This is a genomic window from Acinetobacter sp. YH12144, from assembly GCF_013418345.1.
Taxonomy (GTDB): domain Bacteria; phylum Pseudomonadota; class Gammaproteobacteria; order Pseudomonadales; family Moraxellaceae; genus Acinetobacter; species Acinetobacter amyesii.
The window spans coordinates 33,562-53,846 of the sequence record NZ_VPCD01000019.1 but is presented as its reverse complement, the minus strand read 5'-3'; the positions used below and the strand labels follow the sequence as shown (position 1 = coordinate 53,846).

Genomic DNA, 20,285 nt, shown 5'->3' with positions numbered 1-20,285 from the left:
ATATTTAATTTAGAACTTAAAATTAAATGTTAAGCGATAGTTACGTTCAGCACCTGCGATGTAACGTAATCCACCACGGTTGATGCTGTTAATGTAGTCTTCATCAAATAAATTGTTGATGTTGAATTGAATCCCTACATTTGGTGTTGCTTGGTAACTAACCATTGAGTCAAATACCCAGTAGTCAGGGATGACAGCAGGACCGACCTGATTGCCATCTTTGTTTTTAGTCATTTCACCATTGTAACGCGCGCCGCTACCAATGCTCCATTTATCCATATTGTAGGTCGTCCACAATGTGAATGCATCAGAAGGCGTAAATGGCATATTACTTGAACCATCTGCTGAAACTTGCTGGTTACTCGCAGCTTGGGTTACATTTTTAATGTCTGTTTTTTGATGTGTATAACCAGCAATAACTTGCCAATTGTCATTTAAGTTACCAATCACGCCAAGTTCAACACCTTTAACTGATTTTTCACCAGTTTGGTAGTATTCTTCACCATCTTTTTCCAACTCATTTGTGAGTTCAGTTTGGAAAAGTGCACCTGTTAAGAGTAAACGGTTGTCAAAAAATTCCCATTTAGCACCAACTTCAATGGTTTCAATTTCTTGAGGATCAAGATCTAAGTTATTGTTACTGCTTGCTGAACCAGATGGGGCAAATGCATTGGCATTACCAATACCGTCACCACCTGTAATAGTACCCGGTGCTTGTTGTTGGATGGCGTAGTTAGCATACAAGCTACCGTTTTCAGTTGGTTTATATAGTGCCCCAACTTTCCAGTTGAATAGGTTGCCGTCATCTTTAAAGCTTTGTGCAACATAATTTGCCGGTTGACCTGAAGCAGCCGTATTCACAAATGTATCGGCATCAAGTTTATAACGATCTAGACGAACGCCACCATTCACAGAAAATTGTGGTGAAATTTCAATAGTATCGAAGGCAAAAATAGAGTAGGTATCCATTTGAGCTTCAGAATCACCATTACCATTGGTATTTCTGACTAAAGCGGTATGTACAGTGCCTTGTGGGTTATACAATGAACTTGTACCGGTAACCGTAGCAGTCCAACCACGTGTTTTCATTTCTTCACGTGTAAATTCAACCCCTGTACTGACATCATGTTTTAAGCGACCTGTATTGAAACTTGTAACCAAGCTAGTTTGGTTAGTTATAATTTCATTTTCAGTATCACTATTATTTGCACTGCCTGAAACGCGCATCGCAGTAGGATCATTCAGGTCAGTTGACGTTGTAGTGAAGGCATTACCTGAGAATGTCGTTAAATATTGATGTTCTGTTTTGCCCCAACGAGAAGTATTTTTGATTTTCGTATTTTCTGATAAATCATACTCTAAACGAGCAGTTGCCATGTCCGCAGTGACATCATCAAAATCTTCAGGTGCACCATAATAATTTGAAGTATCAACTTTATGGCTATTTAGATATGGCGCAAGACTTTTAATACTTGCATTCGTACTTTTATTTGCATCAAACCCTGGTAAACCTACAGTTGGGATACCACCATCCAAGACATTGTCTTGTTCAATATGTAGATAGTCTAAGAAAAAGCGAAGATCTGTGCCTAAACCAAAGCCTGCTGAAAGTGCAGCAGCCCATTTTTCATTTTCAACACCGTCACGACCAATACCGTCTGAGTTTTCACCCATGGCATTAAAACGGATGGCAGTTGTATCGTTTATTGCTTTATTGATATCAGCAGTCGCTCGGTAATATTCATCTGAGCCGAAACCAAGAGTTGCATTGTTAGCGTCTTGAAGTTTTGCTTCTTTTGTTGATAAATTAATTGAACCTGAAGCGGCAGTACGGCCATTATCAGTACCAGCAGGGCCTTTAAACACTTCAATTTGTTCGTAATTGAACATGTCTCGAGTAACGTTACCTAAGTCACGTACTCCATCGATGAAGATACTATTTGCTGTATCAAATCCACGCATGGTAACAGCATCACCAGTATTCATTCGTCCGTTCTCACCTAGGGAGAATGTGCCTACACCAGGTACGTTTCGTAGTGCTTCTGTTAGGGTCGTAGCATTTTGTTCTTTTAATACTTTCTCAGGGATAATGGCCATGGTCTGAGTCGTATTTAGTTGAGATTGCGTAAACTTATCTGATGACGCTTTTTCTACTTTATAGTTCTCTTTGTTTACAGTTTGATTAATCGTCTCAAGTTGGACTGCTTTTTCTTCAGCCATTACATTGCCTGCAATGATTGAAAGTGATGAAGCTATCGCTGTAGAAACAATTTTCTTACGTGTTTTAATGAAGGCCATTTCGAACCCGATTCGGAATAGTGAGTTTGTATGCGAATAATAATGATTCTTATTTGTTCTTACATCTTTATGTAATTGTAAATGACGATAAATAATCGTATCGTGATAGCCCTATTTAATGTAATGATATAACAAGTATTAATTAAGACCATGTTTTTATTGGTTATTGATAAAATGTATTGTTTTTTTATGTTTAATTGAGATTATAAATATAGACATGATTGTGAATTAAATAAGAATAAATCGTAAAGTGTTGATGCAAAAAAACCTGCCGAAGCAGGTTTTTTAGTTTTGTCTTTTATAAGTACTAAAAGTTAGAAATCATAAGAAATGGATAACCAGTAGTTGCGACCAGCTAAGTAAGTTCCAGCCATTGAAGAACCTATAGTCATGTAGTCATAGTACGATGCCTCTACATTTTGGCTATTGATATAAGTTCCATTGCTTGTGAAGTCTTTATCTAATAAGTTATTTACAGAACCATTAATACGAATATTGTCGTTAAGATTATAACTTGTACCAAGGTTAAATAAATTATACCCCTTCAACTTATTGCCAGTTGCAGCATAAATGATGCCAGCATCACCAGCAGTTTGGACTGTACTATAACGTTTACGATCAGATTTATACTCATGCTGTAACCAAACATCGAGTGAAGGATTAATATGCCAAGTAGATGTCATATTAAAAGCATTTTTGGGTACGTTATTTAGGTACGAGCCTTTATTTTCACCTTTTGTGATCTCACTTTCCATATAGGTATATGCAGCTTTAATATCCCATTCAGGGATAATGCTGTATTTCAAGCTAACTTCAACGCCCTTAGTTTCTGCTTCATTGGCATTAATACTTTGTGAAAAACTATCTTGAGTGATATGTGAACCGTAGCTGACACAACCTGCTTGGTTTGGATTTGTTTCAGAGTAACAGTTCCAAAGGTCAGCTCCATCAGTTATCAGATCTTCAATTTTATTAAAGAATGCCGTTGTGGTTAAGTCAAAGCTACCTTTGTTATAATTAAAGCCTAATTCATAGTTGGTGGATTCTTCAGGTTTAAGATTAGGAGAGCCGACACCAAAAGTTGCACCTTGACCACTAACACTAATCACGCCATTGTGTAATGCTTTTGCAGAAGGTGCTTTGTAACCCGTACTTACACCACCTTTCAGTGTTAGATTTTCATTAGTATTCCAAACTAAATATGCTCGTGGGCTGAAGTGACCACCAAAACCTGAATGATCTTCATAACGTCCACCTAAAGTTAAAGCAACTGAATCTAAAAGGCGCCATTCATCTTCAGCGTAGAAAGATAATGAGTCTTTTTTGAATTTTGAACCCACGCCCGCAATATCGTCAGCAATTTCTGCTTCTTTATATTCGGCACCTACTGTGATTTTATGATCTGCAATAGGCATGACGATATGTGTATCAGCAACAAAGTCAGTGTTTTCTAATGTACGATCTGTACCTGCAAATGCATTTAATGGGAATGTGTTTCGTGGAATAGTACGGCCTACGGTTTCAGTAGTTGTATGGCTTACGTAAGATGACCATTTACCAAAATTATAGTTACCCTCATGTCCAGCAGAAATTTGATCACGGTTAAATTCTAGTTCGTCTTTATAACCATTAGCACGGCTCGGTGTGTCTTGAGTGCCCAGTCGATTATCATCATTTTTATAGTTTTGACTTGAATGGAAGCCATCTAACCAGAAACTATTTTTATCATCTAAGTTAAAGGATAATTTACCACCAAAATCAAAATTATCTGCTTCACTTGGGCGTGGGTCACGGCCAGATGTACCTGGAATACGTTCAGATTTTTGACGGTCTAAATAAGAACCGCGTAGCTGCATCCCTAATCGTTCGCTTATAAGAGGGCCATTTAAAACAAAACTGGTTTTTGCTGAGTCGGCTTCCCCATTATGTTCCATGAGGTTACCACTCACAGTAACATTACCAGTCCATGTATCAGACACTTTTTTAGTAATAATGTTGATTACACCACCCATTGCTTCTGAGCCATAGCGAGTAGCCATAGGACCACGAATGACCTCAATACGCTCAATTGCAGCAAGGGGTGGTAAGTAACCATTTGATGATTCACCGAAACCATTTGGAGTTACGTCAGAAGATGTTGTTTGGCGACGTCCATCAATTAAAACCAAACTATAGTCATTACCTAGACCACGCATTTTTACGTTTAAGCCGGATGTTTTACCAATACCGTCACGAATATCAATGCCCGGAATGTCAGCTAGTAAATCTGCAATGCTAGAAGCATTTTTCTTTTCTATGTCTGCTTTTGTAACAACACTGATTGAAGCAGGAGCATTCTTGATCTTTTGTTCAAAGCCCGCTGCAGAAACAACAATGGTTTCCATCTGTTGAGCTTGAGATTCAGTCGTTTCAGCATGTGCGAAACTCGTAGTAGTTACAATTGCCCCAAATAAAGCAGCGGAAAGAGGGTTGAGATTAAATTTACTCATAAAAGAATTCCAAATATGGACAAGATAAATATATGAAAATAAATTAAAAAAATATCATTAAGAATAATAGTGAGAAAGTTTCTCATTTTCAATGGTGAATTAAAAAATAATCAATATTTCTTCGAAAAAAGCTGAAAAATTCTAAAAATAAGAAGGGCATCCATGCCTGAATTTATAGTGTTATAATCCATTTTTGTATATCTTTAATTGTTGTCATATAATGTGGCACTTTTTTTTAAAACTGTTTTAACTAACAAATTATCGAGGAAGCCATGCAAGTAACTTCTGAAGCGGTTTCGGGCGTTGCCCGTCGTTTAAATGTATCTGTACCGACGAGCCGTATTAACGAGCAGTTTGAAGCTCGCTTGAAACGCACTGCCAAAACTGTGAAGATCAACGGCTTCCGTCCAGGTAAAGTACCTGTAAACGTTGTTCGTCGTGAATACGGTGCTGGTATCTATCAAGAAGTTGTAAACGACATCATTCGTGACACAGTATTCGAAGCGATCCAACAAGAAAAAATCAATGCTGTTGGTATGCCAAACATTGAAAAAACTGAAATGAAAGATGATGCTTTAGTTTATGAAGCAACTGTAGAAGTTTATCCAGAAGTTGAAGTTAAGTTCGAAGGCCTAGAAGTTGAACGTAAAGCAACTTCAGTTGACGACAAAGACGTTGAGAAGATGATTGAAAATCTTCAAAAACAACGTGCTTCATGGGCTGAAACTAAAGGCATGGCTAAAAAAGACATGCAAGTAACTTTCGACTTTGAAGGTACTGTTGATGGCGAGAAGTTTGAAGGCGGCGCTGCTGAAGACTTTAAACTCGTACTTGGTTCTGGTCGTATGATCCCTGGCTTCGAAGACGGCATCGTTGGGATGAAGAAAGGCGAAGAGAAAGTTATCGATGTAACTTTCCCTGAAGACTACCAAGCTGAAAACCTTGCTGGTAAAGCTGCTCAGTTCAAAATCACTGTTAAGCTTGTTGAAAAACAAAAACTTCCAGAAGTTGATGCTGAATTCTTAAAAATCTTCGGTCTAACTGAAGAAGAAGGCGTTGAAAAACTGAAAGCTGACGTTCGTAAAAACATGGAACGTGAAGTGAAAAACGGTCTTCGTAACCAAGTGAAAGGTGCAACTTTTGATGCACTTGTAGCTGCAAACGAAGTAGAACTTCCAGAAGCAATGGTTGCTCAAGAAATTGACCGTCAACGTCAACAAATGATCCAACAATTCACTCAACAGTTTGGTGCTCAAGGCGCTAAAGCGTTTGATTCAAGCATGCTTCCAGATGACCTATTCAAAGAGCAAGCTGAAAAATCAGTTAAACTTGGCGTATTGGTAAGCAAAGTATTGGCTGAAGCTAAACTTGAAGTTGATGCTGCACGTGTTGATGCTTACATCGAAGACATGGCTTCTTCTTACGAAGATCCTAAAGAAGTAATTGAATACTTCAACAACGATAAACAGCAACGTGCTCAAATCGAAGCTGTTATTCTAGAAGACCAAGTTGTAGATCACATCTTAGCTTCTGCTAAAGTAACTGATACAACTGTGAGCTATGAAGACTTATTGAAAGAGCAACAAGCTCGTCAACAAGGCTAATTTCTAGCTTTCAAAAAAAGGCGCATTAAGCGCCTTTTTTTATCGAAATTTGCCCCCAAATAAGTTGTCCTGATTTCACAATGCTTATGAAAAAAATATCTGTTATTTAATTGGGAATCTTTTGCAATTTCGACAAATATCCCTCATATTGTGAATTATGGGTTGAGTCAGAAAAATTTAGGAATAAATAACGTATGTATGTTCCAACAATTGAAAACGCACTAGTGCCAATGGTGGTAGAACAGTCATCTCGTGGCGAGCGTTCTTTTGATATTTATTCACGCCTTTTGCGTGAACGTGTGATTTTTTTAACCGGTGAAGTTGAAGACAACATGGCAAATTTGATTGTTGCCCAAATGTTGTTCTTAGAAGCAGAAAACCCAGATAAAGATATTCATTTATATATCAACTCACCAGGCGGTTCGGTTACTGCGGGTATGGCGATTTACGATACCATGCAATTTATTAAACCTGATGTTGTGACTTACTGCATGGGGCAAGCAGCATCGATGGGTGCATTCCTGCTTAACGCCGGTGCTAAAGGCAAACGTTACTGTCTTGAAAATGCCCGTGTCATGATTCACCAACCACTCGGTGGTTTCCGTGGTCAGGCATCTGACATTGAAATTCATGCACGTGAAATTCTATTCATCAAAGAACGTTTAAATCGTTTAATGGCAGAGCATAGTGGTCAAGACTACGAAACTGTTGCTCGAGATACTGACCGTGACAACTTTATGACAGCGCAAGCTGCGAAAGAATACGGTCTTGTGGACGAAGTTTTATCTAAACGCCCATAAGTTTTAAAGAATTAATTATTGGAGTGAATATGTCCGAACATCCTCAAGGACAAAAGCATTGTTCATTTTGCGGTAAAACGCAGTCTGAAGTCGGGAAACTGATTGCAGGTGAGGACGCGTACATCTGTAATGAGTGTGTGGACGTATGTCTTGACCTAGTTCAGACCAGTCAGCAAGTTGAATCAAATGACTGGGCAACTCGTCCTTTACCAAAACCGCATGAAATCCGTGCTGCGCTTGACCAATATGTGATTGGGCAAGATGTTGCGAAAAAGACCCTCTCTGTTGCGGTATACAACCATTATAAACGCCTAAAAGTTGGCACTAGTGGTAAAAAACCAGAAGACGGTGTAGAGATTTCGAAAAGTAACATTATGTTGGTTGGACCAACAGGTTCAGGTAAAACGCTGCTTGCTCAGACACTTGCGCGTCTTTTAGATGTGCCATTTGCGATGGCAGATGCAACGACTTTAACTGAAGCAGGTTATGTGGGTGAAGACGTTGAGAACATTGTTCAAAAACTCCTTCAAAAAGCCGATTACGATGTAGAAAAAGCGCAAAAGGGCATTATCTATATCGATGAAATCGACAAAATTACCCGTAAGTCTGAAAATCCATCAATCACTCGTGATGTATCGGGTGAGGGTGTTCAGCAAGCGTTATTGAAAATGATCGAAGGTACGGTTGCGTCGATTCCGCCTCAAGGTGGTCGTAAGCATCCGCAGCAAGAATTTATCCAAATTGATACTTCAAACATCCTGTTTATCTGTGGTGGCGCATTCTCAGGTCTAGAGAAAATCGTACAGCAGCGTCAGGAAAAAGGTGGTATTGGCTTTACGGCTGAAGTACGTAAGAAAGATGAAACTAAAAAATTATCTGACTTATTCCGCCAAGTTGAAGCGACAGATTTGGTTAAATTCGGTCTGATTCCTGAATTTATTGGTCGTTTGCCAGTCATTGCAACCTTGGAAGAACTCGACGAAGAAGCATTGATGCAGATTCTGACAGAACCAAAAAATGCATTGACACGTCAGTACCAATATTTATTTGAAATGGAAAATGTTGACCTTGTATTTGAAGACTCAGCATTACGTGCCGTGGCTAAAAAAGCCCTTGACCGTAATACGGGTGCGCGTGGTCTACGTTCGATTTTAGAAAATTCATTGCTTGAAACGATGTATGACCTACCAAGTCGTTCAGATGTGGGTACGGTTGTCGTCAATGAAGCGGTGATTAATGGTGAAGCGGAACCTGAATTTAAATCAGAACGTCAACCAAAGAAAACTGAAGAAGCTGCACCGAAGTCAGATTTAAAAGTTGTGAACTCTAAATCTGCTTAAGCGCTATTCGTCTGAAACGTGTGTAAATCCAAGATTTGCACACGTTTTTTATTTCCAAAAATAAAGGCAGAATGTTAATCTCAGCAGGATGGCGTGGATGCCTGAATGTAAAAAACTGAAAACAAAAGTGTAAAAATAAAAAAAGACGCAGTGAGGGATAATCATGCGTGGAGTTGCAATTCTACTTTTAAGCAGTGTAGCGCTGCTGGGTTGTCATGGAAAATCAGCCATTGAGCAAACGTCATTGGCTTCAACATTAAAGCCCGTGGATCCTGAAAGTAAACCGGGTCATATTGAGCAATATCGATTGGGTATGTTTACCATTGGTGGTTGGGTCAATCAGAAACAAGGTCGACATTTTCAAGAAGTGAAAGCTCAGCATGATCAAGCAGCGATTGTGTATTTATATCGTCCAGACAGTAAGTGGAATCGTCAAGAAATTGTGGCCAGCAGCTTATTTCTGAACAGTGAGCGTATTCCAAGTTTATTGAATAATCATTATTACTGGGTGGAGTTACCTGCGGGGAATTACCGCTTATCATCGAGTCGCCCTTTGGGGGTGAATCATTTTCAAAAACCTAAATATTTAGACTTTGATGTTGAAGCAGGTCAAACTTACTTCATTAAATATGATGAAGAGAATTTATCCAGTAAAAGAACGGTTTCAGGGCCATTGCTGCTCATGCCTGAAAAAATTGGTCGAAATGAAATCGCATTTACAGAGTTGAAATCCAACAGTTTTAACTTTGTGGCAGAAGATCAAAACACTGGAAAAGTGCGGAAAAGTGCGCAGAAGTTGAAAGCACCTCATTATGATCCTGCGGAAGATGTGCAGTTGACCAAGCCTTTTAAACTGTGGAATCCATTAACTTGGTAATGTAATTAGCTCGTGTTTTTGAGTGTGTGAAAGCATTAAATAGCGAATGTCATTCGACAGACAGTCTAAATATTGACAATAAAAAGCACCCGATGGGGTGCTTTTTTTTATCTTGAACGTGGCGAAATTAGTTCGCAGCAGCATCAACTACTGGGATTTTACCAATTTTTGCTTGCCAGATTTTTGGTGCAGTTGCGTGAACAGAAGTACCATTTACGTCAACAGCTACAGATACAGGCATGTCTTTTACAACAAATTTGTAGATCGCTTCCATACCTAAGTCAGCGAAAGCAACCACTTCAGCTTCACGAATCGCTTTCGATACTAAGTATGCAGCACCACCGACAGCCATGAGGTAAGTTGCTTTGTTGTCTTTGATTGCTTCAACAGCAGCAGGACCACGATCAGCTTTACCAATCATACCGAACATGCCAGTTGCTTCAAGCACTTGACGTGTGAACTTATCCATACGTGTTGCAGTTGTTGGGCCAGCAGGACCAACGACTTCGTCACCGACTGGATCAACAGGACCAACGTAGTAAATAAATTTACCTTTTAGGTCAACTGGAAGTTCTTCACCTTTGTTTAACATGTCAACCATACGTTTGTGCGCAGCGTCACGACCTGTATAGATTGTACCGTTAAGAAGTAGTGTGTCACCAGGTTGCCAAGAGTTCATTTCTTCTTGAGTGATGTTATCTAAGTCAACACGTTTAGACGTTGATGAATCCCAAGTTACCGCAGGGTAGTCTTCAAGGCTAGGCGCTTGAATATGCGCTACACCTGAACCGTCTAATTGGAAATGCGCATGACGAGTTGCAGCACAGTTAGGAATCATACCTACTGGTTTACCCGCAGCGTGACATGGGTAGTCTTTGATTTTGATATCAAGAACAGTCGTTAAACCGCCAAGACCTTGAGCACCAATACCTAAAGCATTTACTTTTTCGAAGATTTCGATACGAAGTTCTTCGATTTGGTTTTGTGGGCCACGACGAAGGAGTTCGTCCATGTTGATTTCTTCCATCAATGCTTCTTTTGCAAGCATCATGGCTTTTTCAGCAGTACCACCAATACCGATACCGAGCATACCAGGAGGACACCAACCTGCACCCATTGTTGGAACAGTTTTAAGTACCCAATCTACGATAGAGTCAGAAGGGTTAAGCATTGCAAGTTTAGATTTGTTTTCTGAACCACCACCTTTAGCAGCAACAGTAATATCAACTTTATTACCCGGAACGAGTTTGTAGTGAATTACAGCAGGGGTGTTGTCTTTGGTATTTTTACGACCAAAAGCAGGATCAGCTAATACTGATGCACGAAGAATGTTTGAGTTTTCAAGATAACCTTGACGTACACCTTCGTTAATTGCATCGTCTAGGCTCATGGTTAAATCAAATTTAACGTCTAAGCCCACTTCAAGAAATACGTTCACAATACCCGTATCTTGACAGATAGGACGATGGCCTTCTGCACACATACGAGAGTTAATTAAAATTTGTGCAATCGCGTCTTTTGCGGCTTTGTTTTCTTCACGGTCATACGCACGGCTCATCGCTTGGATGAAGTCCTGTGGGTGATAGTAAGAAATGAACTGAAGCGCATCTTTTACCGATGTGATCAAGTCATCTTGCTTGATAATAGTTGTCATACAAATATCTCTTGAGCGGGCTGATAGCTAGCGGGCTAAATTATAAGACAAAAATACAGTTGTGTGGGTATTTCGCTTAATCTTTGGCCGAAAGTTTAATAGGCTTAAACAGCGCCATGTTTCGCTGTCATCAATATCCTAAAAATGACGTTTTCACTGTCATATTTCATGAAATATTTGTCACATAACTAGAGGAGAAGATTTGTTTTTGTTTCTAAGATTATGAAATTAAATAATATTTATTATTTTTGGATATTTCATATTTGTCATATAACTGTCATAAAACTTTTACATAATGACGTCATCAAAGTTAGAGTGTGAATTATATGGTTACTCCAGTGTTGTCAGTTATTGGTTTTTCTCTATTTATCGCAGCAACTTGGTTCTACGGTCAACAAGAAGATCAAGCCTAAAGCTTTATCTTCTTTTTTTTTGCTTTAAATTTTATAAAAATAATATTCTTCTTCAAATCTTCAAATCTTCAAATCTTCAAATCTTCAAATCTTCAAATCTTCAAATCTTCAAATCTTCAAATCTTCAAATCTTCAAATCTTCAAATCTTCAAATCTTCAAATCTTCAAATCTTTAGTTTCAATGATCAATTTTGTGTAAAAGTGCTTTAAAATTGAGTCTAAACGCGACAACATTTGATTATTTAACATATTGCCAAACATCAGGATCTTCATAATTTTCATCGATATGGTAGCCTTGTACTATAACTTCTTTTTCATCAATTTCTCTTGATTTTTTATTTCTTATCAGCTCATTTGCAAATGCTTGTTCTAACTCTTTTGAGGTCATTTTGTAAGTATCAATATTATTCTCTGAATCATCCATTGAATTTCTTTCATCATAACGAATCGTATTGAAAGCATAACGAACCATATATTGTTCTTTACCATCTTCAGTTTTTTGAGTTTGTTTTATACTCAGATCCAAAAGGATACCATTGGCATATAATCGGTAGCCTATAGAGTTCCCTCCAACTGTATTTATTATCTTTTTCCATTCTTCATAATTAAAGATATAAGTCGGGTCAATGACATCACCTGATTTCATTAGATATCGAATATTATCATCCTTTGCTATTCGTGCAGAAAAACGATAGAAATAATTTTTCCATTCGGCCTGATTTATACGTTTCATTAAGTCAACATAAGCTTGGTGGGCTTGTTCAGGACGTACAAATTCCTCTTTGTTTAGCCCTGCATTAATATCAAGCCCTTGTATTCCATCCTCATTATTAAACGATGTTCCTAGAACTGAAAATACATGATCTATCACTAAGCTATTCTCACCATTTTCAACTTTAATCTGACCTAAGTTGGGCGGTGTAAAATCTAACTCTCTAAAACCTGCTCCAGATGGATGACTATCGGGATGCCCAAGATTATGTTGAGAAAAATCTTTAAATCCTTGTTGGCCTAAATGTAAACTAAAACGCTGTTGATTCATGACATTATTCTCTGTATTTTTTGCACTAGGTTGACAAGCTGAAAGGAGATAACCCACCATAAAAATAACAATGAAGTAATTAAATTTTTCCATCATTACTATCCTTTCCAACTGTAAAATTAGCTTTGCTATCGCCCCATTTCGCAATAATTTTTAGTTCTTCTCCTAAAAAGTATCTTCCTTTATCATTGAGCATTAAACGATGATATTTTTCTGCTGCTTTATTAATCCATTCCATACGGCTATCATAATTGGCGACTTTAGTGTTTGCTAATGGTTCGCTGTATACTGTTTCTGGTACCTTATCGAGTACACCTGCGTGTCGCCCCTGATATTCTCTTTCCATGCTTTTGATATTATAAGAACTCGGCAGAATACTTTTCGATTTTCTAACAGATTTAACACTTTCAACGAAGTAATCGCTCGACAGGACTAAGGTACTATCAGGTAAGCGAGTAAAGCTTTGCACCGTTGCTTGAGCTTGTACCTTCCAGTCTTTCCATACTAATTCTTGTAAAATATTTCTTTGCTCTTGTACTGCAACCACCATGAGGTGATCGAAAAGATTTTTACTAGACAACTTAAATCTATTTTGTCTTGATACATTCTTTTTTATAAATACTTTTTCAATTTTAGGTAGATATTCAAAAGCACTTTTAATTTCTGGAGTGCTTTTTAAGTGTTTAATTATGGGTAAACAACTTGACCAAGGAACGTTTATAACTTCTTCCTTAATATGAGTGAATTTGGAAACATCACGTTGAATTCGGCATTGATTGAAAGAGGTTGAAGACATGCTCCAAGCATAATGCCAAGGTGCAATATCCATAAATAACCATAAGTTACCTTTTGCAAAAGTATGTACAGGATCACGAATTACCCCTAGTGGAATCCATTTATACCCCCATGCAGTTAAACCATGTTTAAAAATGGCAGCTACGGTTTTTGAAGCAAATGCACCTAAGCCCATCCAATAGTAACGGCCAACCAAATCCTTGTTTCCATGTTTTTCTTTTTCTAGATAAATATTGGCATAAACTGAAGCAATACGTCTCGCCCTAGCTTCATATCCAGGCTCTAATTTATGTAAATTTTTTCTTTTATCTTTTAAATTAGATAGGCGTATCAGAGCTTCTTGTTGTTGTATTTCCCAAAAAGTTAAGCAATCACACTGTGCGGTTTTACAGCTGTTTTCTGTTGTATTTGTATTACCTTCCCAATCTAAACTTCCCACTATTCATCCCCATCATTCGGTTCAGCTTCTAGCTTCATCCAATTCAAATCCAGCTTTAAGCTTTCTTCTTGTAAGGAGTTCACTCGTTTAGAGCGCCCTTTATTATCAGCTATAGCTGTCAACTCATCAGACCCGTTTGAGATTTTATAATCAGCATTTTTCAAGGGCTCACCAGAGGGTAATAACATCTGAAATTTTTCGTTATAAGCTTCGTAAGCTGGTAACCCTTTAAGATTTACACCTACTTCAGCCCCACTTTTAAAGATGTGTTGCCCTGCTTTAGCCTCAAATTTTGCAGGTGTAATCAATGTAATCCCATTCTTATTTAGTATGATTTGAGAACCACCAACCATATATTACCTGTTTTTATTAAATTCAAAAATTAAGCTCGAAATTGACTTAATATATAAAACGAATATTTCAAAATTTTTTAATTTAGATATGACTTTCATCATTGCCCTTCAACTGAAGGATAGCATCGTTGTTACAGCAGATAAAAAAGTGGTTGTCATAAGTGAGGAAAAAATAGACAGCTTTAACGAATGTTATACATTAAAACTTCATACTTGGGATAATGGAATTATTATTGGAACAGGAGAGAGCTATGTAATACATCGGTCCATAGTTCTTTTCAAACAACTAGCGTATTCAAATATTCATAAACTACCTCAATGCTTAGAAATATCAAAACAAATCAGAGAATTAGAAATAGGGAAAAATCACTATCAGGTCGAGAATACCAAACTTCTTTGTAGTAGCTATAGTGAAAATGGAGCTCAACTTTATAAGATAGAGCGTTTTGATAGTGCACAACCTCTTACATTCACAGAGATTGAACCAATGGATATCACAGTATGGATGTTTGACCCCAATATTGAATTAATTTCCACAGATCTACAGAATCTATATACAGATTTAAAAGACTATGCAGCGTTTTCTAATCAAGCAGAATGGATCAATTACTATCTTAACCGTATCGCTCCGATTTACAAAAAGCAAAGCCAGCAAGATTCACTGATGAGTCAGAGCTTTGATTTCTTTTTTCAAGCGAAGAATGAATACATTATTGGTCATGTACCAAATACTCAAAATTCAGCCATAGAATTTAAAAGAAATTTCTACTAATTCTGAGTCTTTTCAACATAATGGCAGTTATACAAAACAAAAAACCACCCAGTCTTTCGAAAGGGTGGTTAAGAACTCGAAACTAAAATTAAGCTTCTTGTTGTTCGGATTGAATCGCCGTTAATGCAATGGTAAACACGATGTCATCGACCAATGCGCCACGAGACAAGTCATTTACAGGCTTGTTTAAACCTTGCAGCATTGGGCCAACACTGACTACATTTGCAGAACGTTGAACTGCTTTATAGGTTGTATTACCTGTATTTAAGTCTGGGAAAATAAATACATTGGCACGACCAGCCACTTTCGAGTCAGGTGCTTTAGAGCGTCCCACACTTTCCACCGATGCAGCATCGTATTGAAGCGGGCCATCAATGAGTAAATCTGGACGACGTTCTTTGGCAATACGTGTTGCTTCAGCCACTTTCTCGACATCTGCGCCTGCACCAGAAGTACCTGTTGAATATGAAATCATCGCAATACGTGGGTCAATACCAAAGGCTTTTGCTGAATCTGCAGATTGAATCGCAATCTCTGCAAGCTGTTCTGCATTTGGATCTGGATTAATTGCACAGTCACCATATACATAGACTTCATCCGGTAACAGCATAAAGAATACTGAAGAAACCAATGAATAATCAGGTGCGGTCTTAATCAATTGGAATGCAGGACGTACAGTATTCGCCGTAGTATGTACTGCGCCTGAGACTAAGCCATCCACCTGATCGAGTGCAAGCATCATGGTGCCTAAAACCACGGTGTCTTGTAGCTGTTCGCGTGCTTGTAGATCATTGAGTTTGCCTTTACGCAGCTCAACCATTTTAGGCACATAGTTTTCACGAATCAGATCTGGATCAATAATTTCCAAATCATGTGGAAGTTCGATATTACGTGCTTTTGCAACTTCAATCACGGCTTCAGGTTTTGCCAATAAAATACAGTGTGCAATGCCACGTGATTGACAAATGGCAGCCGCCTGAATGGTGCGTGGTTCATCACCTTCAGGTAGAACAATTCGTTTTTTCGCAGCAATAGATTTTTGTACCAATTCATGACGGAATGCAGAAGGGGACAAGCGTGGTTGATATGAACCATTTAATACTTCAGTAATCCATTCAGCATTGATGTGGCTTGAAACAAAGCGGGTCACTTGTTCTGCACGTTCTACGTCATCGACAGGAATTTCATTGCCTAAATTTGAAAGTTGTTGTGCCGTTTCAAAAGTGCTTAAAGGCGTATGTAAAATCGGTAAGCCTTGCTTAATCGCAGTTTGGCAGAAATCCAAAACTTGTGGGTTCGGTTGATGGTGTTCAGTCAAAACTAAACCGGCAAGTGGAATACCATTGCTACTTGCAAGGCTAGAAGCCAACAACACATCAATACGGTCAGAGGCGCTGATAATCAGTTCGCCTGCCACAAATTTGTGAAGTTCATGTTCAATATTCGATGCAACTAGGCTGCTATGTAGTACGCGGCGATGAGCGGCATCGCCTTGGTTGATCCATTCCGCTTGAATATGCGTCGCCAAGTCAGACATGCGCGGTACGCTGAGCGTATTACTAAATGGAACGAGGCCAATAACAGGTAGCTGTGTAGAACCAATTTGCGGATTACTTTGTTGTAATTCGAGTACAAATTTATTGGTGTCACTAATTAAACGCAGATTTGGATCAAGTGTGACAGGAATTTGCGCAGACTCTTCTGGCAAGCCACGTGTGCGCATAAACAAAACACCCGCAGTACGTTCAGATGCCGCACCACCAAATTGGCGTAGTGAACTGTCAATTTTCTCAGCCGTTTTCGTGGCATTTTGAATATCTGCTGTGCTGACAATAATCACTTTGGCATCGAGTGCTTTTGCTAAAGTCGCATTCAGTTCTGAGGCAAAGTTATCTCGGCTGTTTGGAACCAAGCCTTCAACAATAATTAGGTCATGCTTTTTTGCAATTTCACGGTGCAAACGAACCGCTTCTTCGAGCAGTTCATCACTTTCATCATGACTGAGTTGTTTCACGATGGTGGCATGGTGAATGGGTTCTACCGTTTCATTATTAAATAAATGACGATAAAGAGCCGTTGTACGGTCTACAGTATCTGCGACATTTTCCTGTGAAAATGGTTTCAGAAAACCTGCTTTGACCCCTTGGCATTCCAAAGCATAAATTAAACCTAAGCATGCAGATGTTAAACCTACACCTTCCCCAGTTGGCACGAGTAAAATTGTTTTCATACGGTGTCTAAATTAAAGCTAAAAATTAATATTGAAGGCGAAGGGGCTGATGCGATTGCTTATGCAATCGCAGCTTCAGCATCAGACTTTTTTGTAGCAGACGCTGTCACCTCGTCTACAACATGCTCAGTTTCTTTGGCAATACGGCCTTCTTCATCGGTTGGAACAACCCAAATTTGTGGGCCAGTACCGTGGTCAATACGACCTTCAGTACCGCGTTTTAAGTTGTCATTTAATTCTTTACTCAGGTTGAAACCAAAGTGCGGTAAGTATGAAACCGTTTTTTCACGAATGTAGGCAGAGTTTTCACCAATACCACCGGTAAAGAATAAACCGTCAATACGTGGTAGACCACAGCTGAGACCTGCTAAAGATTTTGCTAAACGGTAGCAGAATACTTCAATGGCAAGCGCGGCATCTTCGTTACCTTGTTCTGATGCTTCGATCAATGTACGCATGTCATTTGATAGATCAGACAAACCGAGTAGGCCTGATTGGCTGTTCAGCATTTTGTCGATTTTGTAGATATCCCAACCTAAGTTGCTCGCAAGGAAGCTGTGAATACTTGGGTCAACATCACCACTACGTGTGCCCATGACCACACCTTCAAGAGGTGTTAGACCCATTGACGTATCTACAGATTGACCATTCCAAATCGCACAAGTCGAGCTACCATTGCCTAAGTGAGCAGTTAACCAGCCACCTTGTTTAAAGCTGCCTGCCAACATTGAGCCACGCTCAGATACGTAGGCATGGCTTGTACCGTGGAAGCCATAACGACGCACGTTATGCTGTGTGTACAAGAATTTTGGTAAAGCATAGCGGTATGCATGAGACGGCATGGTTTGGTGGAATGCAGTGTCAAATACGGCTACTTGCGGAAGTTCAGGGAACAAACGCATGGTTGCTTCGATACCCACCAAGTGAGCCGGGTTATGCAATGGAGCAAGTGGAGTTGCTTCACGAATACGTTCAATAATTTCTGGTGTTAATAGCTCAGCTTTGGTTAATGTACCGCCGTGAACAACGCGGTGACCAATCGCTTGAGGATTATGGTGAGCCAAACGCTCTAAAATAGTTTCGAGGGCTTTTTCATGGTCAGCATATGGAATAGACAGCTCAAGCGCATCACCACCTGTAGTGACCCCTTTAATACGTGCATCAGCAGAACCTAGGTTCTCGGCTAGACCAAAAATACGATCTTCACGGCGCTCAGAAACTAACGCATATTTGATAGAAGAAGATCCGCAGTTAATTACTAATACTGATGTAGACACGTTTAAATACCCGAATTCTAATTGAAATACTTATCCATAATATTGATCTGATTGCAGTTGTATTGATTGATGCAATTTAGATCTGTGATGATGTTTTATCATGGGTTTTTTTATCGTCCTAGATAGACTTTAGGAGATTAGACTTAAGCACTATCGACCCTGAGCACAATAATAATTAAAATTTATCAGTTCATAGTTTTCATTTATTAATAAAATAATCCTCAAAATTTATACGATTTAAGGGATATACATAGAACATAACATGCGGTTGCTGCGCTGTAATCCTCAAATTGTTGCAAAAAGCAGGTAATTTGAACTTTTCTTATTCTTCTTAAGCATTTAATTGTCAAAAAATCTGTTTTCGATTCTATATCCTGTGTGTTTGCAGGCTTATATTTCAATATGTGAACCCTGGGTCTAGTTTTTTAAATCGCCATAAAAAAAGCTGTGCCTTTAATCAGAAAAGCACAGCTTTCATTGTCTTATTGGGTGTTATTGGCGAATTTGACCATCACCAAACACAATCCATTTTTGAGAAGTTAGACCTTCAAGACCGACTGGTCCGCGTGCATGGATTTTATCGGTTGAAATACCAATCTCAGCACCAAGACCATATTCAAACCCATCCGCAAAACGCGTTGAGGCATTGATCATCACTGAACTCGAATCTACACGCGCCAAGAACTGACGAGCCAGACTAAAGTTTTCGGTAATGATCGAGTCGGTATGGTGTGAGCCATATTTGTTGATGTGCTCGATCGCTTCATCTAGGCCAGTAACGACTTTCACTGCCAAAATCGGGCCTAAGTATTCGGTGTACCAATCTTCTTCAGTTGCAGGAACAATCGATTCACCCAAAATGCGCTGGGTTTCAGCACAGCCACGAAGTTCAACTTTTTTCTCAGCATAAAGTTCAGCAATGCGTGGTAAAAACTCTTCAGCGACATTTTCATCGACGAGCAAGGTTTCCATGGCATTACATACGCCATAACGGTGTGTTTTGGCATTAAGCGCAATAGGTAATGCTTTTTGCAAATCAGCCTGAGCTTCCACAAAAACATGGCAGTTACCATCAAGATGTTTGATAACAGGCACACGTGCTTCATTGGTGATACGTTCGATTAAGCCTTTGCCACCACGAGGTACGATCACATCGACATATTCAGGCATAGTAATTAATTGGCCAACCGCAGCACGGTCTGGGGTATTAAGCACTTGAACGGCATGCTCAGGTACACCTGCAGCAGTTAAGCCATGTTGAATCGCTGCTGCAATTGCTTGGTTAGATTCCAAAGCTTCAGAACCACCACGTAAAATAATCGCGTTACCTGATTTAAGCGCTAAAGATGCGGCTTCAAGGGTTACATTGGGGCGAGATTCGTAAATCATGCCGACAACACCTAGCGGCACGCGCATTTTGCCCAGCTGAATACCTGTCGGACGAAAGGCCATATCGGTAATTTCGCCAATCGGGTCAGTTAGTGCGATCACATCTTTTAGACCTTGGAGCATGCCTTTAAAGCGTGTGGGGGTAAGTTCTAAGCGATCAAGTAGAGCACTATCCAAGTTGTTGTTATGCGCTTTGGTCATATCCACTTGGTTAGCTGCCAAAATTGCAGTTTCACTGTTTTGTAAAGCAGTATAAATTGCTGATAAGGCATTATTTTTAGTCTGGGTAGAAGCCCCTGCGAGCACACGTGATGCTGTGCGTGCTTGCTGTCCTACCGTTTGCATGTATTGTTCAATAGACTCTTGCATAGCGGTTTGATCACTTAGAAATTTCAACTCGATATTAACAGCCTGTGACTGAACAATGAAGCACTTAAGTGCATATTCGACTGTACTTGCTGACCAGAATTAACATTTTGAAATTGTTTTTAGAACAAAAGTAGATAAGCGGCG

14 protein-coding genes are annotated in these 20,285 nt (G+C 39.2%); 5 read left to right on the top strand and 9 right to left on the bottom strand.

Going from position 1 to position 20,285, the window contains the following annotated elements:
- Positions 1-9: 9 nt before the first annotated feature.
- Both FTU79_RS12815 and FTU79_RS12810 read right to left on the bottom strand, forming a co-directional pair.
- On the bottom strand, positions 10-2,298 hold the full coding sequence (locus FTU79_RS12815; RefSeq protein WP_180050499.1) for a catecholate siderophore receptor Fiu: 2,289 nt from the start codon (positions 2,296-2,298) through the stop codon (positions 10-12).
- 314 nt (positions 2,299-2,612) lie between these two features.
- Positions 2,613-4,787 carry a TonB-dependent receptor domain-containing protein gene (locus FTU79_RS12810; protein ID WP_180004551.1) on the bottom strand — a complete coding sequence of 725 codons (2,175 nt, stop codon included), beginning with the start codon at positions 4,785-4,787 and terminating at the stop codon, positions 2,613-2,615.
- 272 nt (positions 4,788-5,059) lie between these two features.
- Between FTU79_RS12810 and tig the strand changes: the two genes are divergently transcribed.
- The 4 genes from tig to FTU79_RS12790 all read left to right on the top strand — a co-directional run bounded on the left by tig (position 5,060) and on the right by FTU79_RS12790 (position 9,408).
- Complete coding sequence (gene tig, locus FTU79_RS12805; protein ID WP_180050484.1) at positions 5,060-6,391, top strand: trigger factor; 1,332 nt, start codon at positions 5,060-5,062, stop codon at positions 6,389-6,391.
- Between the two features lie 194 nt (positions 6,392-6,585).
- The gene (gene clpP, locus FTU79_RS12800) at positions 6,586-7,191 is read left to right on the top strand and encodes an ATP-dependent Clp endopeptidase proteolytic subunit ClpP (RefSeq protein WP_078192707.1); all 606 of its coding nucleotides are present in this window, start codon (positions 6,586-6,588) and stop codon (positions 7,189-7,191) included.
- Between the two features lie 29 nt (positions 7,192-7,220).
- A complete protein-coding gene (gene clpX / locus FTU79_RS12795) occupies positions 7,221-8,531 on the top strand; it encodes an ATP-dependent protease ATP-binding subunit ClpX (RefSeq protein ID WP_078189661.1) in 1,311 nt (436 codons plus the stop codon).
- Between the two features lie 163 nt (positions 8,532-8,694).
- Positions 8,695-9,408: a DUF2846 domain-containing protein gene (locus FTU79_RS12790; protein ID WP_180026011.1), complete on the top strand. Its 714-nt coding sequence runs from the start codon at positions 8,695-8,697 to the stop codon at positions 9,406-9,408.
- A 127-nt stretch (positions 9,409-9,535) separates the two neighbouring features.
- Here the strand turns inward: FTU79_RS12790 and FTU79_RS12785 are convergent, their stop codons facing one another.
- From FTU79_RS12785 to FTU79_RS12770, 4 genes are all read right to left on the bottom strand, one after another.
- A complete protein-coding gene (locus tag FTU79_RS12785; RefSeq protein WP_078189659.1) occupies positions 9,536-11,062 on the bottom strand; it encodes a fumarate hydratase in 1,527 nt (508 codons plus the stop codon).
- A 651-nt stretch (positions 11,063-11,713) separates the two neighbouring features.
- Positions 11,714-12,613 carry a hypothetical protein gene (locus FTU79_RS12780; RefSeq protein WP_180007186.1) on the bottom strand — a complete coding sequence of 300 codons (900 nt, stop codon included), beginning with the start codon at positions 12,611-12,613 and terminating at the stop codon, positions 11,714-11,716.
- Complete coding sequence (locus FTU79_RS12775) at positions 12,597-13,754, bottom strand: DUF2515 family protein (protein ID WP_180050521.1); 1,158 nt, start codon at positions 13,752-13,754, stop codon at positions 12,597-12,599. The genes FTU79_RS12780 and FTU79_RS12775 overlap by 17 nt, the downstream gene beginning before the upstream one ends.
- The gene (locus tag FTU79_RS12770; protein ID WP_180050481.1) at positions 13,751-14,104 is read right to left on the bottom strand and encodes a hypothetical protein; all 354 of its coding nucleotides are present in this window, start codon (positions 14,102-14,104) and stop codon (positions 13,751-13,753) included. Before FTU79_RS12770 ends, FTU79_RS12775 begins: the two co-directional genes overlap by 4 nt.
- A gap of 88 nt (positions 14,105-14,192) precedes the next feature.
- Between FTU79_RS12770 and FTU79_RS12765 the strand changes: the two genes are divergently transcribed.
- A complete protein-coding gene (locus FTU79_RS12765; protein ID WP_180050478.1) occupies positions 14,193-14,876 on the top strand; it encodes a hypothetical protein in 684 nt (227 codons plus the stop codon).
- An 88-nt stretch (positions 14,877-14,964) separates the two neighbouring features.
- Here FTU79_RS12765 and pta read toward each other — a convergent pair whose 3' ends face one another.
- The 3 genes from pta to FTU79_RS12750 form a co-directional block, all read right to left on the bottom strand.
- Positions 14,965-17,106, bottom strand: a complete 2,142-nt coding sequence (gene pta, locus FTU79_RS12760) for a phosphate acetyltransferase (RefSeq protein ID WP_180004548.1) — start codon at positions 17,104-17,106, stop codon at positions 14,965-14,967.
- A gap of 59 nt (positions 17,107-17,165) precedes the next feature.
- Positions 17,166-18,383, bottom strand: a complete 1,218-nt coding sequence (locus FTU79_RS12755; RefSeq protein WP_180024433.1) for an acetate kinase — start codon at positions 18,381-18,383, stop codon at positions 17,166-17,168.
- 492 nt (positions 18,384-18,875) lie between these two features.
- The gene (locus FTU79_RS12750) at positions 18,876-20,141 is read right to left on the bottom strand and encodes a glutamate-5-semialdehyde dehydrogenase (protein ID WP_078189652.1); all 1,266 of its coding nucleotides are present in this window, start codon (positions 20,139-20,141) and stop codon (positions 18,876-18,878) included.
- Positions 20,142-20,285: the final 144 nt, after the last annotated feature.